This window comes from Kribbella sp. (assembly GCF_035687465.1).
GTDB lineage: Bacteria > Actinomycetota > Actinomycetes > Propionibacteriales > Kribbellaceae > Kribbella.
On record NZ_DASRXP010000087.1, the window covers coordinates 1 to 14013 of the forward strand.

A 14013-nucleotide genomic window follows, 5' to 3' on the forward strand; every position below is an offset into this window, starting at 1 on the left:
CCCGCCCCACCACCACCCGACAGGCCCGCACCCACCGGGTCCACCGGAGACTGCCCCGCGCCCACCACCGCACCCAACACGGCGGTCTTCGACCCCTGGGGCGACCTGCCCGCGGCCGGATCGACCGGTGACGCCACACCCACCGGCGGCACCGCATCCACCGGGTCCATCACCCCGGCAGACGCGGCGATCGTCGACCCGTGGGGCGATCTGCCTGCGGCCGGTTCGGCCGGTGACACCACATCGATCGGCGACGCGACTCCCGTGGATGCGGCGGCCTTCGACCCGTGGGGCGACCTGCCCGCAACCGGCTAGGCCGGCAACACCACCGGAGATGGCCCGCCCACCGGCCACATCATCACCCCGGCAACTGCAGTGGTCCTCGACCCGTGGGGTGATCGCCCGGCGATCGCACCCCAACGGCGGGTCTGCGCCTGGCGGGTCTGAGGTGTCCCGGCGGGGCCAAGGTGTGGACGAGTGCCGGGTCGGGTTGTCGATGCGGGTCGGCGAGCACAACATGGAGCGCGTCGCGGGCCAGGGCGTCGCGGCCAGGTACGACGAAGCGGCCAGGTACGACAAAGCTGCGACCGTAGGGAGCCGCGCCGCGGGTGGGAGCGGCGACGGAGGAGTGGGCTTGGGATCGGGGGTAGGGGGTGTCGGGGGGTGGTGAGATGCTCTCGGGTGTGGCTTGGGATGTGGAGCAGGTGCTGGGGTTGGCGCCTGATGCTGCTGCAGCCAAGGCTGGGCAGGGGCAGGCTCGGGTGGGGAAGTGGTCTGCCGCGGGTTGCTCTGAGCGTGCGTTGTGGGGGCTTTGTCAGGGGAGCGGCAAGCAGCCGTATCAGACCATGGTCGAGCTGGCGGGTCCTGCCTTTCGGTGTTCCTGTCCTAGTCGGAAGTTTCCGTGCAAGCACGCGCTGGGGCTGATGCTGCTCTGGTCTGCTGGTGGGCTGCCTGCGGATGACGAGCCTGAGTGGGTGACGTCTTGGCTGGCAGAGCGTTCGTCGAGGGCCGAGCGGTCGGCTGAGCGGGCTGAGAAGAAGCCCGGGGAGGTTGCTGATCCGTTGGCGGCTCAGCAGCGTGCCGCCCGGCGGGCAGATCGCGTTTCGGCAGGCATGGCCGAGTTGCAGAGTTGGCTGGACGATCAGGTACGTCGGGGCCTCAGCGGCTTCGATCAGCGTGGGTACTCCGAGCTGAGCCGCCTCGCCGCGCGCATGGTGGACGCGCAGGCGCCGGGTGTCGCAGGGGCCGTACGCCGCGCGGCTGCCGTGGTCGGGCGAGGCCACGGCTGGCCTGGCGAACTCCTGGAGGAGCTGTCGCTCATCCACCTGACAGTCTCCGCACACGACCGGCTCGCGGAGCTCCCGCCCTCCTTGGCCGACACGGTGCAGTCCCGCATCGGCTGGACCGTCGAAACCGCTCGAGTCCTCGCTGAAGGGGAGAAGGTCGAGGACGACTGGCTCGTACTCGGCAGGGTGATCGAGCCCGACGACCGCTTGACCGTACGGCGGCTGTGGTTGCGCGGTGCTTCCACGGGACGGCTCGGGTTGATCCTCAACTTCGCACCCGCCGGGCGGCAGCTGGATCCGTTGCCGGCGCGACCGGGGGAGTACGTGCCGGGCGTGCTGTCCTATTACCCGGGCGCGTTGCCGATGCGAGCGCTCCTGACCCAGACGGCACCACGAACTGCAGCACCCCGCCCGAGCGGCCTGACGCCGAAGCAGGCGCTGGCGGCGTACGTCGAATCCCTGGCGGCGGATCCCTGGAACGAGCGGTGGCCGTTGGTCCTGGCGGACGTGCGCCCTGCCGTCAACGGCGATGGGTGGGCGCTGGTGGATGCGACGGGTGGGCTGGAGTTGTTGCCGGGGATAGATCCATGGAAGCTGCTCGCGGTTTCGGCAGGAGATCCGGTGACGGTCGCAGGCGAGTGGAACCGTGCCGGCTTCAAACCAATGACCTGCTGGGACGGCGACCGCCCGGTGGTGTTGTCATGAGCGGCGACCGGGTGGGGATGGGTGCCGTGGGCCGCGACCGGGCGGGGGTGGTGTCGTGAGGGGGTGGGATGGGTTGGTGAGTTCGGCGTTGCTGGGGACTGAGCGGCGGCCGCCGCACTTTGAGGAGCTGCCTCCGGCGATCCAGGAGCAGTTGGGCGAAGGTGGTCTGCTCGACGCCGCCGCGCTGGCGACCCTCTACAAGCGCGCGGGCCGCCAGCCTCTCCAAGAGCTGGAACCACTGCCGGCCGCCGAAGGGCAGGGCCGCCCATTGCCAAGGCCTGTCGCGATCCGCCGGTTGGCGGCGATGCTCAGCGGCTTCCAGACGGCGGCCCTCGGTGAATGGCTCCGTACTGCTGCCTCCAAGGGCTGGGGCATCCCACCAGAACACCTCCCCGCTCTCGCCGACTACGCCCGCGGCCGAGCGGAGTACCGGCCGCTGGTTGTCGCCGCCGCAGGCCGTCGTGCGAGCTGGTTGGCCGACCTCAACCCGGAATGGCGTTTCCTGCACGAGGCAGTGAGCGACGATCCGGAGCTGTGGACCCACGGCAACTCGATCCAACGCCGCAGCTGGTTCCGCTTGCTCCGACAGCACGAACCCGAGGTCGCCCTCGAGGCACTAAAAGATGTCTGGCCGTCAGAACCAGCCGCGGCCCGCGTGGAGTTCCTCGGGCTGCTGTCGATCGGATTGTCGCCGGCCGACGAGGAGTTTCTCGAGAGTGCGCTCGACGACCGCTCCAAGGAGGTACGCCGGGCCGCCGCTGGGTTGCTCGCCCGCCTCCCCGGTTCGCAGTACGGCGAACGCATGGCGGCGCGGGTGTGGTCCCACCTGACCGTGACGCAAGGGCTGCTCGCGGTCAGCCTGCCCCAGCGGGTGACCAAGGCGATGGAGCGCGACGGGATCGACCCCGAACCCCATCCTGGCTTGGGGAAACGGGCCTGGTGGTTCCGCCAGCTCGTTGCCCGAGCACCCCTTTCCACGGTCGAACCGGAGTACCTGCAGTACAAGGTCGAAGGGTGTTCGCCGGAGGTTCTCCAGGTCGCCTGGGCCGAAGCGGCCGTGCGCGAGCGGTCCGCCGAGTGGGCGCGGGCGCTGCTGCAGGCGGAGGCTGCGACGGAGAACCGGATTGCCGAGCTGGTTCGTGTTCTGCCCGAAGAGGAATGGGCAGCGGCGACCGAGTCGCTGCGGAGCCGAATCGATCTCGCCGATCTGGTCGGCGGACTCCCCGTTCCCTGGCCGGCGCCGCTGGCGGTCCTGGTGCTCGACCAGTTGGCGAAAGGCGGGACGGCTCGCAGTTGGGCGAGACTGGCGAGCATCGCGGCCCGCGCGGTGCCCTTCGCAGTACTGAATCATCCGATCACCCGTGAGCCGACCGGTGAGGAAGACACCTGGCGGTCGCGTCTTGTCGAGACCTTGATCTTCCGTCGTGAGATGTACGAGGAGCTGTCATGACCGTGACCACAGAAGTGCTGCGGCCGCATGCCGAGGTGGAGTACGCCGGGGAGTTGGCGGCGCTGATCGCCACCGACGACCGGCCGCGGCCGCCGGCCTGGCGGATGTCCCCGGCCGCGGTGGTGACGTATCTCCTTGGTGGTCAGGCCGGTGACGTTGAGATCACGCCGAAGTACGTCGGACCGCGCCGGCTGGTGGAGGTCGCAGTCGCCACGCTCGCCACGGATCGCGCTCTGCTGTTGCTCGGCGTACCGGGAACTGCGAAGACCTGGGTCAGTGAGCATCTCGCGGCGGCAATCAGCGGGGATTCGACGTTGCTGGTGCAGGGGACTGCAGGTACGGCGGAGGAGGCGATCCGGTACGGCTGGAACTACGCGCAACTGATTGCTCAGGGCCCCAGTGAGGCGGCGTTGGTGCCGAGCCCGGTGCATCGCGCGATGGCGGACGCGAAGATCGCCCGGATAGAGGAGCTGACCCGGATGCCGTCCGACGTCCAGGACGCGCTGATCACGATCCTGTCGGAAAAGTCGCTGCCGATCCCCGAGCTCGGCACGGAAGTTCAAGCCCGCAAGGGATTCAACGTCATTGCCACCGCCAACGATCGCGACAAGGGCGTGAACGAACTGTCCAGCGCCTTGCGGCGACGCTTCAACACGGTCGTTCTGCCACTGCCGGACAACGCTGATGAAGAGGTGCAGATCGTCTCGCGGCGGGTTGCGCAGCTCGGGTCGTCGCTGGAGTTGCCGCAGCAGGACAACGCGTTGGACGAGATCCGACGGGTCGTCACGGTGTTCCGGGAGTTGCGCTCCGGGCGGACCGAGGACGGCCGGACCGCGGTGAAGTCCCCTTCCGGAACGCTCTCCACGGCCGAGGCGATCAGCGTGGTGACCGGCGGACTCGCCCTTGCGGCGCACTTCGGGGACGGCGTACTGCGCTCGTACGACGTGGCCGGCGGCATCCTGGGCGCAGTCGTCAAGGACCCTTCGGCCGACCGGGTGGTCTGGTCGGAGTACTTGGAGACGGTGGTTCGTGAACGGGAAGGCTGGTCCGACTTCTACCGGGCCTGCCGGGACATCACCGGATGACGGTTCACCTCTTCGGGATCAGGCACCACGGTCCGGGTTCGGCCCGGGCGCTGGCGACTGCCCTCGCATCGCTCGAGCCGGACATCGTGCTGATCGAGGGACCGCCCGAGGCGGACAAGGTGGTCGAGCTCGCCGCCCCCTCGGAGATGGCGCCGTCGGAGATGGTGCCGCCGGTGGCGTTGCTTGCCTATGCAGTGGACGATTCGACCCGGGCCGCGTTCTGGCCGTTCGCGGTGTTCAGCCCGGAATGGCAGGCGATCACGTACGCGCTGGGGTCCGGAGTACCGGTGAGGTTCTGTGATCTGCCGGCGGCGTACCAGTTCGGCTCCCGCGCGGATGGGCGCCAGGGGCTGTCGGCGGATCCGTTGGCAACGCTGGCGGCGGCTGGTGGGTACGACGATCCGGAGCGCTGGTGGGACGACGTGATCGAGCACCGGCGGGACGGCGCCGAGCCGTTCACGGTGATCGCCGAGGCGATGGGGGAGCTGCGCCGGGACGAGGAGGCGACCGGTCGCGAGGCGCAACGCGAGGCCTACATGCGGACAGTCTTGCGGAAGGCTCTGCGGGAAGGCTTCGAGCGCATCGCCGTGGTCTGTGGGGCCTGGCACGTGCCGGCGTTGACGGCACCGTTGCCTCCAGCAACACACGATCAGCGTTTACTCAAAGGGCTTGCGAAGCGCAAGGTCGCCTGCACCTGGGTGCCCTGGACGCACGGGCGGCTGGCAAGCGCCAGCGGGTACGGCGCCGGCGTCACCTCGCCCGGCTGGTATCACCACCTGTTCACCGCGCCCGACCAGATCACCACGCGCTGGCTCTCGAAGGTTGCCCAGGTACTACGCGCCGAGGATCTGCCGGTGTCGAGTGCTCACGTGATCGAGGCGGTTCGGCTGGCGGATACCCTTGCTGCCCTGCGGGAGCGGCCGCTCGCGGGATTGAGTGAGGTCACCGAAGCCACGCGGGCGGTGATGTGCGGCGGAAACGACGTACTGCTTGATCTTGTGACGCGGGAAGCGGTCGTCGGGGAGTTGCTCGGCGCAGTACCGGGCGAGACTCCGCAAGCACCAGTGGCGGCTGATCTGGCGGCTCAGGCTCGCAGTTTGCGGTTGAAGCGGGACGCCGTCGAACGCGTGGTGGAGCTCGACCTGCGCAAGCCGAACGACCTGGGGAAGTCGCGGTTGCTGCACCGGCTGCGCATCCTCGGGATCGACTGGGGAGTGCCGACCACGAACGAGCGGCAGAACCAGGGGACGTTCCGCGAGACCTGGACGCTGGCGTGGGACCCGGGTCTCGAGGTGGACCTGGTCGCCGCAGGCGCCCACGGTACGACGGTGCTCGGGGCCGCGACCTCTGTGATGCTTTCCGCGGCTGCGGATTCGTCGACATTGGCTGAGGTGACCTCTGCGCTGGAGCGCTCGCTGCTTGCCGATCTGGCTGATGCTTTGCCTGCCCTGCTGGCCGGGGTGGACACGCGGGCGGCGAAGGACGCTGACGTTGGGCATCTGATGGCGGCCCTCCCTGCGCTGGCGCGATCGGCTCGCTACGGCGACGTGCGAGGCAGCGATACCGCGGGGCTCGGTGCGGTCGCGAGCCGCATGGTGTCGCGAGTCTGCGCCGGGCTCGGCCGCACGGTGCACGGGTTGGATCCCGACGCGGCGGCTTCGGTGCTGGAGCTCATCGACGGCGTGCAGGACGCGACCACACTGCTCGACGTGGGAGTTCGTACGGAATGGTTGACCACTTTGGAGAGCCTGAGCGACCGGTCGTCGGTGCCGCCGCTGATCGCCGGGCGGCTAACCCGGCTGATGCTCGACACCTCCCGGCTCGAGACCGGCGAGGTCGCCTTGCGGCTGGGGCGTGCGTTGTCTCCGGGGACGCCCACTGCGGATGCGGCCGGGTATGTGGAGGGCTTCCTGGCCGGCGGTGGGTTGCTGCTCGTGCATGACGAACGCCTGCTCGCGTTGGTGGATTCGTGGCTCTCGGCGATCCCGGCCGAGGCATTTCTCGAGGCGCTGCCGCTGCTCCGGCGGACGTTCGGGACCTTCGCCTCCCCGGAGCGCCGCTCGATCGGCGAGCGGGCTCGTGCGCTGGGTGATCCGGCCGGACCAGTTGTTGCTGACGACAACGACCTGGACGCCGAACTGGGTGCCTCGGTGCTTCCTGTCGTGGCGCGATTGCTGGGGGTGTGACCGTGGACGACGAACGCCTGCGCCGCTGGCGGATGGTCCTCGGCAGCGAGGCCGACCCAGAGACCGGTACTGCGCTCTCAACCGCCGACAGATCCGTCGACGCAGCCCTGGCAGCCTTGTACGACGCTGAGCGGGGCGAATCTGGTTCGAAACGCTCCGCGGGACTCGGCTCCTCGGCACCCAGGGTCGCCAGGTGGCTCGGGGACATCCGGAGCTACTTCCCGAGCAGTGTTGTCCAGGTGATGCAGCGGGACGCGGTCGAGCGGCTCGGGATCACCCGGATGCTGATGGAACCGGAACTCCTCAACGCTGTCGAACCCGACGTCCACCTGGTCAGCATCCTGCTGGCGCTGAACGAGGTGATGCCGGAGGAGACCAAGCAGACCGCCCGTGAGGTGGTCGGCCGGGTTGTCGCCGAGCTGGAGAAGCGGCTGGCGGAACGGACCCGGGCCGCGGTCACGGGTGCGCTGGATCGCGCCGGGCGGACCGGGCGGCCGCGACACTCGGACATCGACTGGGACCGCACGATCCGGATCAACCTGAAGCACTTCTCGCCTGCTCTGGGGACGATCGTCCCGGATCGCCTGGTCGGCTATGCGCGACGCAATCACAGCGTGCAACGTGATGTGGTGTTGGCGATCGACCAGTCGGGTTCGATGGCGGAATCGGTTGTCTACGCGAGTCTTTTCGGCGCTGTACTGGGGTCTATGCGAACGCTGCGGACGAGCCTGGTCGTGTTCGACACTGCCGTCGTGGACCTGACGGATCAGCTGGACGATCCGGTGGACGTGCTCTTCGGCACGCAACTTGGTGGTGGGACCGACATCAACCGGGCGCTCGCGTACTGCGAAACCCTGGTGACGCGGCCGAACGAGACCGTGATGGTGTTGATCAGCGACCTCTACGAAGGCGGAGTACGGGAGGAGTTGTTGCGTCGGGCCCGTTCTTTGGTGGAGTCAGGGGTTCAGTTGGTGGCGTTGCTGGCGCTGGCCGATTCCGGCACGCCGTCGTACGACGCGGACAACGCCGCGGCCCTGGCCGACCTCGGAGTACCGACCTTCGCCTGCACCCCGGACCTCTTCCCCGACCTACTGGCAGCCGCGATCCGCCGCGACGACCTAGCCACCTGGGCCGCCACCAACCTCACCGACTGACTCCCCCTTCGGTTCTCGTTCATCGGTCACGTTTCTCCTCCGACTCCCGTCAGGTGGGTGAACGCGAGCAACTCGCGGTTCATCCCTGGAAGACTCAAATGGAGGAAGACAATCATGTCCACCCACGTGTGGCCGAGACGGCTACTCACTGCGCTCTACTGGTATGTGGCCTTGACGTTCTTCATGGGGTTCGTCACCAAGTTCTGGCCTGGCCCGACCTTCTTCGGCCCGGCCTACTCCGTGAAGTTCGTCGAATGGGGCTACCCGGCGTGGTTCCGGTTCGTGGTCGGCGCCCTCGAGGGGGTTTGCGCCGTGTTGCTGGTCATCCCGCGCACCCGGGCCAAGTTCGTCGGCGCAGCTGTTCTGATCCTGGTCCTGACCGGCGCGACAACCACGCACATCATCGCGAACGGCGAAGAACCCTACGAACGCGTCGCGGCGCCCATCAACTTGATGGTGATGGTCTTCTTCGCCCTGGTGAACTGGCCGTCCGACTGGCGAGAGTTACTTCGGCCGTGGCAGAAGGCCCCTCGAGGGAGCGTGCGCGGAGCCTGACGGGTCCCCGCGGTCACATTCACGATCTGGTGCACGTCAGTTCAGTGATCAAAGACAACCAGGAAGGAACTGTGACGGCGTTCATCGACCATCTAACTCTCGAGGTGTCCGACGCCGCGGCCGCCGCTGACTTCTACGCCGGTGTGTTCGGCCTGGGACCAGCGGTGCGCCTGCGGGCCTCAGAGGCGCCGACGACCGACCCATTCGATCTCATCGACACCCGTCGCTGCGGGTGTCTGCTGGCCCGATCCAGAGCGCTGCCGCGTCCTCGTCGGAGTACATAGCTTGGAGTATGTCGCCGGCGCAGCGGCGGCTCCACGGGTTTTCCCGGGTCAGCCGGCGATTTCGAAGATGTCTATTTCGGTGCCGGGGTCGGCGTCGGCGAAGCGGAGGGCCCAGTCGACGGCTTCCTGTTTGGAGTCGACTCGGATGATCGAGACGCCGGCGACCAGTTCCTTCGTTTCGGTGAAGGGGCCGTCGATGACGCGCGGTTTGCCCTCGGGGAACGCGATCCGGGCGCCGCGGGCGCTCGGCATCAGCCCTTCCGCGGTGAGCAGTACACCTGCCTGCCGCATCTCCTCGAGGACCTTGTCCGCGCGGGCCAGCATCTCGGGATCCGGCGGCTGCCCTGCCTCGAGGTTCGCGTTCGTCTTGTGCAGCAGCATGTACCGCATCCGCCAGCCTTTCTCTCAGAGACCCTCCGACCGTACTGGACCGGCGAGCCACCTCACCCGCATCAGGCGTGCGATTTCTGTGAGGAAATCAGGCCTTCGCGTTCCAGCGCCTGCCAGAAGTCGGGCGGGATGGGGTGGTCGAGGAGACTCGCCACCTCGGAGATCTCCGCAGGAGTGCGGGCTCCGACGACGACCGCGGGAACTGTCGGGTGCAGCAGCGGAAACTGGACCGCGGCGGCCAGCAGCGGTACGGCGTACTGGTGGCTGAGGCTGCGGAGGGACTCGATGCGCGCGGCGAGCGAGGGTGGGATCGCGGCGTAGCCGTGGGGAGCTCCGGCGGAGGAGTCGGCGAGCACCCCGCCTTGGAAGACGCCGGCGGCGAGGACCGCGACGCCGAGGTTGTGGCAGAGCGGGAGGAGTTCGTCGGCGCCGGACTGGTCGAGCAACGTGTAGCGCCCGGCGAGCAGGATGCAGTCGACGCCCGAGACGCCGGTCTCACGGAGGAATCGGGCGGCGAAGTCCGCGTGGTTCACGCCCAGGGAGAGCGCGCGGATGGTGCCGCGGCCGCGGAGCTCGGCAAGGGCCCGGAGCGCCGAACTGGAGGCGGCGGCGAAGTCCAGATCGGGATCGTGGATGTGGAGGATGTCGATCCGGTCGATCCCCATCCGCGCGAGGCTCTCCTCGAAAGACCGGATCACCGCGGCGTAGGAGTAGTCGAGCCGCGGGCCGACGCCTGGCGGTGGTTCGGCCCAGATGGGTTGCAAGTCGGCACCGCCGGGCTCGATCAGCCGGCCGACCTTGGTACAGAGCACGAACTCGTCGCGGGGCCGCCCCCGCAGTGCGAGGCCCGCCCGTTGCTCCGAGAGCCCGTAGCCGTAGACGGGAGCGGTGTCGAAGAGCCGGATGCCGAGCTCCCAAGCCCGGTCGATGGTGGCGACCGCCTGCGTCTGCGGGACAGCGGCGAACATGCCGCCGAGAGAGGCAAGCCCGAGGCCCAACCGACTCACAGTCAACCCGGTCCGCCCCAGCTCCGCACTCTCCATGCCCGCGAGCGTAGGCACGCCCGCCGACAGTTTCGCTGTGCAGGGGATCGCTCCGGTCCCGGTTGCCGGGGGCATACTCAGTCGGAGAGGTGCGCTGACGTGGGATGGGGGCTGAGATGGGTGAGATCGCGGAGCGGTATCGGCGGCGGGCGGATGCGTTCGAGGCGAAGGTTGCGGCGGTGAAGGCCGACCAGTGGGGGAACCAGTCGCCGTGTGAGAAGTGGTCGGCACGGGATGTGGTGGACCACATCGTCGCGATGCACGGGTACATGTTGATGCCGGTCAACCGACGGCTCACCGCCGTACCGGTGGCCGAGGATCCTCTGGGCGCGTTCCGGGCGGCGAGGGCCGCGGTCGAGGCAGTGCTCGACGATCCCGAGGCGGCCGAGCAGGACTGCGATACGCCGGCCGGCCGGATGACCGTCGAGGCGCAGATCGACCAGGTGGTCAGTGACGACCTGGTCCTGCACGGCTGGGACCTGGCCCGGGCGACCGGCCAGAACGAGACGATGGATCCCGCCGATGTCGAGCGCCTCTGGACCAGTACGACGGCGATCCCGGCCGATGTGATGACGAAGTACCGCACACCGGACGCGTTCGGGCCCGGCATCGAGGTGTACGGCGCCGAGGTCGAAGTACCGGAGGACGCGCCTCTTCAGGACCGGTTGCTGGGCTTCATCGGGCGGAATCCTTGAGCACTGCGCTTAAGTTGTCCGGCGCGTAGTAGGCAGTACTGTCCTGGCACAACGGTGCAGTCGGAAGCCCGATGATCAGCTCGTCCGCAGTCGGTGCCAGTATTGCGTCGCCACGCTCGATCGCGGGCAGCAGATACTCATGCCCGGGCAGTTCCGCCACTGTCGTCCGGCAGCCCAGTGTCATGCCCTCGAACAAAGCAGTCGTGGACACGCCGACCTGATAAGTCGCCGAGGCCAGCAACTCCAGAGTGTCAGTCCCCGCCGACACCTGCAGCCCAGCCGGAGCACGGTAGTCGTCCAAGTGCTCACTCGGGTGCAGCCGATAGATGAGCTCCAGCTCCGGCCGCGCCTCCGCCAACGCGGTGGCGAACTTGAACAGCGAAGTACCGATCGTGCCCTGCGACAGGAACACCACCCGCTCAGGCTTCTTGGCCGCAATCTCCGAGGCGGTCAGCGGGCGGATGAACGGCGCCCCCATGATCTTGGTCTGCATACCCGCCGGGAGTTCGACGACGTCGGGCCAGTACGAGCCGAAGCACCACAGCTCGTCCGGTTGATCCGGCACGGACGGGCTCCCCGGGTAGCTGTAGCCCAGGTGGTACGGACTGATCGCCCCGTGCTGCAGTTCCACCACGCGAAGGCCGAGATCCCGCGCGGCGCCGACGACGTGTTGGTGGAAGTACGCGACCACGGCGTACACGGTCTTGATCTTGTGGCGTCGCAGCAAGGCGCGGTAGATCGCGCGGAGGCGGACGTGCTTGGGCAGTTCGCGAGCGACGAGGGCGCCGATCGGGACCTTGACCCCGGTCAGCGCCTCCAGCGCGTTCTCGATGGTTCCGCAGCGGGCATCCACCGCACGGCTGCGCACGGCGCCGGCGGCGGAGGTGAAGAAGTCGAGGTTGCGGCTGCCCGCGAGCGGCGTGCCGTTGATGCCCGAATCGAGCACCAGCGCCGACGATCCCAGCTCGGCCCGCAGCCGGTCGGTATAGATCTCGACCCCGCCGGGCTTGCGCGGATGCGGAACCACCAGCGCGTCGAACTGGCCGTGCGCGAGGAACGGGTTCTTGCCGACCACACCGGCGACATGCTTGCCGACCAGCCGGGCCTTGTCGGACCGCGTCCGGCGTACCGGGTGGGGGTTGCCGTGGATCCCGCCGCGCTGACTCAGCTCATGGAAGACGCGCATCCGGATGATCGGCCAGGGGTGCGCTCCCTGGATCCGCCAGTTCAGCAGATCCAGCTCCCGCTCCACCTGCCAGATCGCCTGGCACAGCGTCGCCACCGTCAGGTCGGTGCCGTTCCCGGTACTCGTCATGGTTGATCCCTACTATGCCCGCGAGGCTGCCGATGCCCGAGAAGAACCGGCGGACGGCCTTCAGCAGATAGGTCTTCCGAACGAGCACCAGACCGCCCAGTCCGTACCCGAAGGCCGAGGCGATCCGCGCCAGAGCATAGGCCAGCGCCTTCAGCGTGCTCGCCACCCCCGGCCGGATCAGTACCCGGCTGATGCTGTCCCCGCTGCCGGACCGGAACGCGCGCCGGACCAGCCAGCGCAGCGTGGTGCGCGAAGCCGGCACGTCCTCCTGGATCGGCGCCTCCTCGCACCAGACGATCCGGAACCCGGCCTGGTGGACGCGCAGGAAGAAGTGCAGATCGCTCGATCCTGTGTAGCGGAAGGCGGGATGGAACGCCGGCGTGACCGCGTGATAGACCCGCTGGGCCACGAGCGTGTTGTTCGTGTAGGCCTTGTTCAGTACGTCGCCCGTCGCGTGCTTGCCGAGCGAGGAATGGACATCGCTGTAGCGGTTCCACGCCGGCGCGTCCGGCGGCAGGATCCCCTGAACGGGTCCGGTGACCACATCCGCCTTGCTGGTCTCCCAGGCGCCGAGCAACGTCGCCAGCCAGCCGGCCGGCGCCACCTCGTCGTCGTCCACGAAGATCAGCGCGTCGTCGTTCCAGGCCAGCTGCACCGACTTCTCCCGCGCGAACGGGATCCCCGGCTCTGGCTCGATCGCGGACTCGATCGGATACGGTCCGGCCGCGGCGGCGATCACCTCGGCGGCAGAGCCCTCGGCGTCGTTGTCCACGACCACGATCCGTACTGCGTAGTCGCCGTCCGCGGGGAGTTCCTGGGCCTGCAGGCTGCCCAGCAGCCCCGCGAGCAGCTCAGGTCGCCGGAAGGTGATGACCGCGATGGCCACGCTGGTACTCATGGCGTCCGAGACTATCGCCTGCGGAGTGATCGGTGTCTGTACCTGTGAGTACAGTTGGTCCGTGGAGACAGTGGAACGGTTGATCCGGAGTACCCAGGATCTGCTCTGGGAGCGCGGTTACGTCGGCACCAGCCCGAAGGCGATCCAGGTCGCCGCGGACGCCGGACAGGGCAGCATGTATCACCATTTCAGTGGTAAGGCCGAGCTTGCCAAGGCGGCTATCGAGCGGTCCGCGGCCGAGTTGCAAGCTGCGGCTGAGGAGCAGTTCAGTGGCGACGGCACCGCGACCGAGCGGATCAGTGGGTATCTGGAGCGCGATCGGGACGTGTTGAAGGGCTGCCGGATGGGCCGGCTCACCACCGATCCCGACGTGATGGCGGATCCGCGGTTGCGGGCGCCGATCGACGAGACCTTCGGCTGGATCCGCGCCCGGCTCGCCGAGATCATTGCCGAGGGCAAGCAGCGTGGGGAGTACCCCGGCTCGCTGGATGCGGGGCAGACAGCGGCCACCATCGCCGCAGTACTGCAGGGCGGTTATGTGCTGGCCCGGGCCGCGGATTCGGCCGAACCGTTCGAACTGGCTGTCCAAGGGCTAATCCACCTGCTCGAGGGAGTTGCTGCATGAAAGAGCGAAAGAGTTTGCGGATGAGGCTCGAGGGAGTTTCCGCGTGAAGATCGGTGCCGTGTTTCCGCAGTTGGAGATCGGCGCCGACCCTGCGGTGATCCGAGCCTGGGCGGAGGCTGTCGAGGAGGCCGGCTACACGCATGTACTCGCTTTTGACCATGTGCTTGGGGCGAGCCCGGAGCATCGTCCGGGGTGGACCGGATACACCGAGAAGTCCTTGTTCCATGAGGTTTTCGTGCTCTTCGGATACCTGGCGGCGATCACTCAACTGGAGCTTGTGACCGGGGTGCTGGTACTGCCGCAACGGCAGACCTCGCTGGTCGCGAAGCAGGCGGCCGAGGT

The 14013-nt window shown here is 68.3% G+C and carries 13 protein-coding genes and 2 pseudogenes; 11 read left to right on the forward strand and 4 right to left on the reverse strand.

Going from position 1 to position 14013, the window contains the following annotated elements; translation table 11 throughout:
- The 8 genes and pseudogenes from VFG33_RS04260 to VFG33_RS04295 all read left to right on the forward strand — a co-directional run.
- Nucleotides 1-315, forward strand: a pseudogene (locus VFG33_RS04260) (hypothetical protein); the annotation flags it as partial.
- A gap of 530 nt (nt 316-845) precedes the next feature.
- Nucleotides 846-929 (forward strand): annotated as a pseudogene (locus VFG33_RS04265) (SWIM zinc finger family protein); the annotation flags it as partial.
- Between the two features lie 45 nt (nt 930-974).
- On the forward strand, nt 975-1991 hold the full coding sequence (locus VFG33_RS04270; RefSeq protein ID WP_325022607.1) for an SWIM zinc finger family protein: 1017 nt from the start codon (nt 975-977) through the stop codon (nt 1989-1991).
- A 76-nt stretch (nt 1992-2067) separates the two neighbouring features.
- Nucleotides 2068-3441 carry a DUF5691 domain-containing protein gene (locus VFG33_RS04275; protein WP_325022584.1) on the forward strand — a complete coding sequence of 458 codons (1374 nt, stop codon included), beginning with the start codon at nt 2068-2070 and terminating at the stop codon, nt 3439-3441.
- Nucleotides 3438-4526, forward strand: a complete 1089-nt coding sequence (locus tag VFG33_RS04280) for an ATP-binding protein (RefSeq protein WP_325022586.1) — start codon at nt 3438-3440, stop codon at nt 4524-4526. Before VFG33_RS04275 ends, VFG33_RS04280 begins: the two co-directional genes overlap by 4 nt.
- Nucleotides 4523-6712: a DUF5682 family protein gene (locus VFG33_RS04285; RefSeq protein WP_325022588.1), complete on the forward strand. Its 2190-nt coding sequence runs from the start codon at nt 4523-4525 to the stop codon at nt 6710-6712. Before VFG33_RS04280 ends, VFG33_RS04285 begins: the two co-directional genes overlap by 4 nt.
- Nucleotides 6713-6714: 2 nt before the next feature.
- A complete protein-coding gene (locus VFG33_RS04290) occupies nt 6715-7866 on the forward strand; it encodes a VWA domain-containing protein (protein WP_414672921.1) in 1152 nt (383 codons plus the stop codon).
- A gap of 114 nt (nt 7867-7980) precedes the next feature.
- The gene (locus tag VFG33_RS04295; protein WP_325022592.1) at nt 7981-8421 is read left to right on the forward strand and encodes a DoxX family protein; all 441 of its coding nucleotides are present in this window, start codon (nt 7981-7983) and stop codon (nt 8419-8421) included.
- A gap of 332 nt (nt 8422-8753) precedes the next feature.
- On the opposite strand, the gene VFG33_RS04300 is transcribed toward VFG33_RS04295, so the two are convergent.
- Together VFG33_RS04300 and VFG33_RS04305 are read right to left on the reverse strand one after the other, a co-directional pair.
- Complete coding sequence (locus VFG33_RS04300; RefSeq protein WP_325022594.1) at nt 8754-9095, reverse strand: YciI family protein; 342 nt, start codon at nt 9093-9095, stop codon at nt 8754-8756.
- Nucleotides 9096-9157: 62 nt separating this feature from the next.
- Nucleotides 9158-10138 (reverse strand): aldo/keto reductase, encoded by a 981-nt coding sequence (locus VFG33_RS04305; RefSeq protein WP_325022596.1) that lies wholly within the window; start codon nt 10136-10138, stop codon nt 9158-9160.
- A gap of 116 nt (nt 10139-10254) precedes the next feature.
- On the opposite strand from VFG33_RS04305, the gene VFG33_RS04310 reads away from it, so the two are divergent.
- Complete coding sequence (locus VFG33_RS04310; RefSeq protein ID WP_325022597.1) at nt 10255-10833, forward strand: TIGR03086 family metal-binding protein; 579 nt, start codon at nt 10255-10257, stop codon at nt 10831-10833.
- Here VFG33_RS04310 and VFG33_RS04315 read toward each other — a convergent pair.
- Nucleotides 10814-12019: a hypothetical protein gene (locus tag VFG33_RS04315; protein WP_325022605.1), complete on the reverse strand. Its 1206-nt coding sequence runs from the start codon at nt 12017-12019 to the stop codon at nt 10814-10816. The two genes, VFG33_RS04310 and VFG33_RS04315, sit on opposite strands and share 20 nt — an antisense overlap.
- Complete coding sequence (locus VFG33_RS04320) at nt 12003-13046, reverse strand: glycosyltransferase family 2 protein (RefSeq protein WP_325022599.1); 1044 nt, start codon at nt 13044-13046, stop codon at nt 12003-12005. The genes VFG33_RS04315 and VFG33_RS04320 overlap by 17 nt, the downstream gene beginning before the upstream one ends.
- A gap of 61 nt (nt 13047-13107) precedes the next feature.
- On the opposite strand from VFG33_RS04320, the gene VFG33_RS04325 reads away from it, so the two are divergent.
- Both VFG33_RS04325 and VFG33_RS04330 read left to right on the forward strand, forming a co-directional pair.
- Entirely contained in the window at nt 13108-13671 is a 564-nt protein-coding gene (locus tag VFG33_RS04325) for a TetR/AcrR family transcriptional regulator (RefSeq protein WP_325022601.1), read from the forward strand.
- A gap of 43 nt (nt 13672-13714) precedes the next feature.
- Nucleotides 13715-14013, forward strand: a 299-nt coding sequence (locus VFG33_RS04330) for an LLM class flavin-dependent oxidoreductase (protein ID WP_325022603.1), incomplete at its 3' end; no start/stop codon positions are given.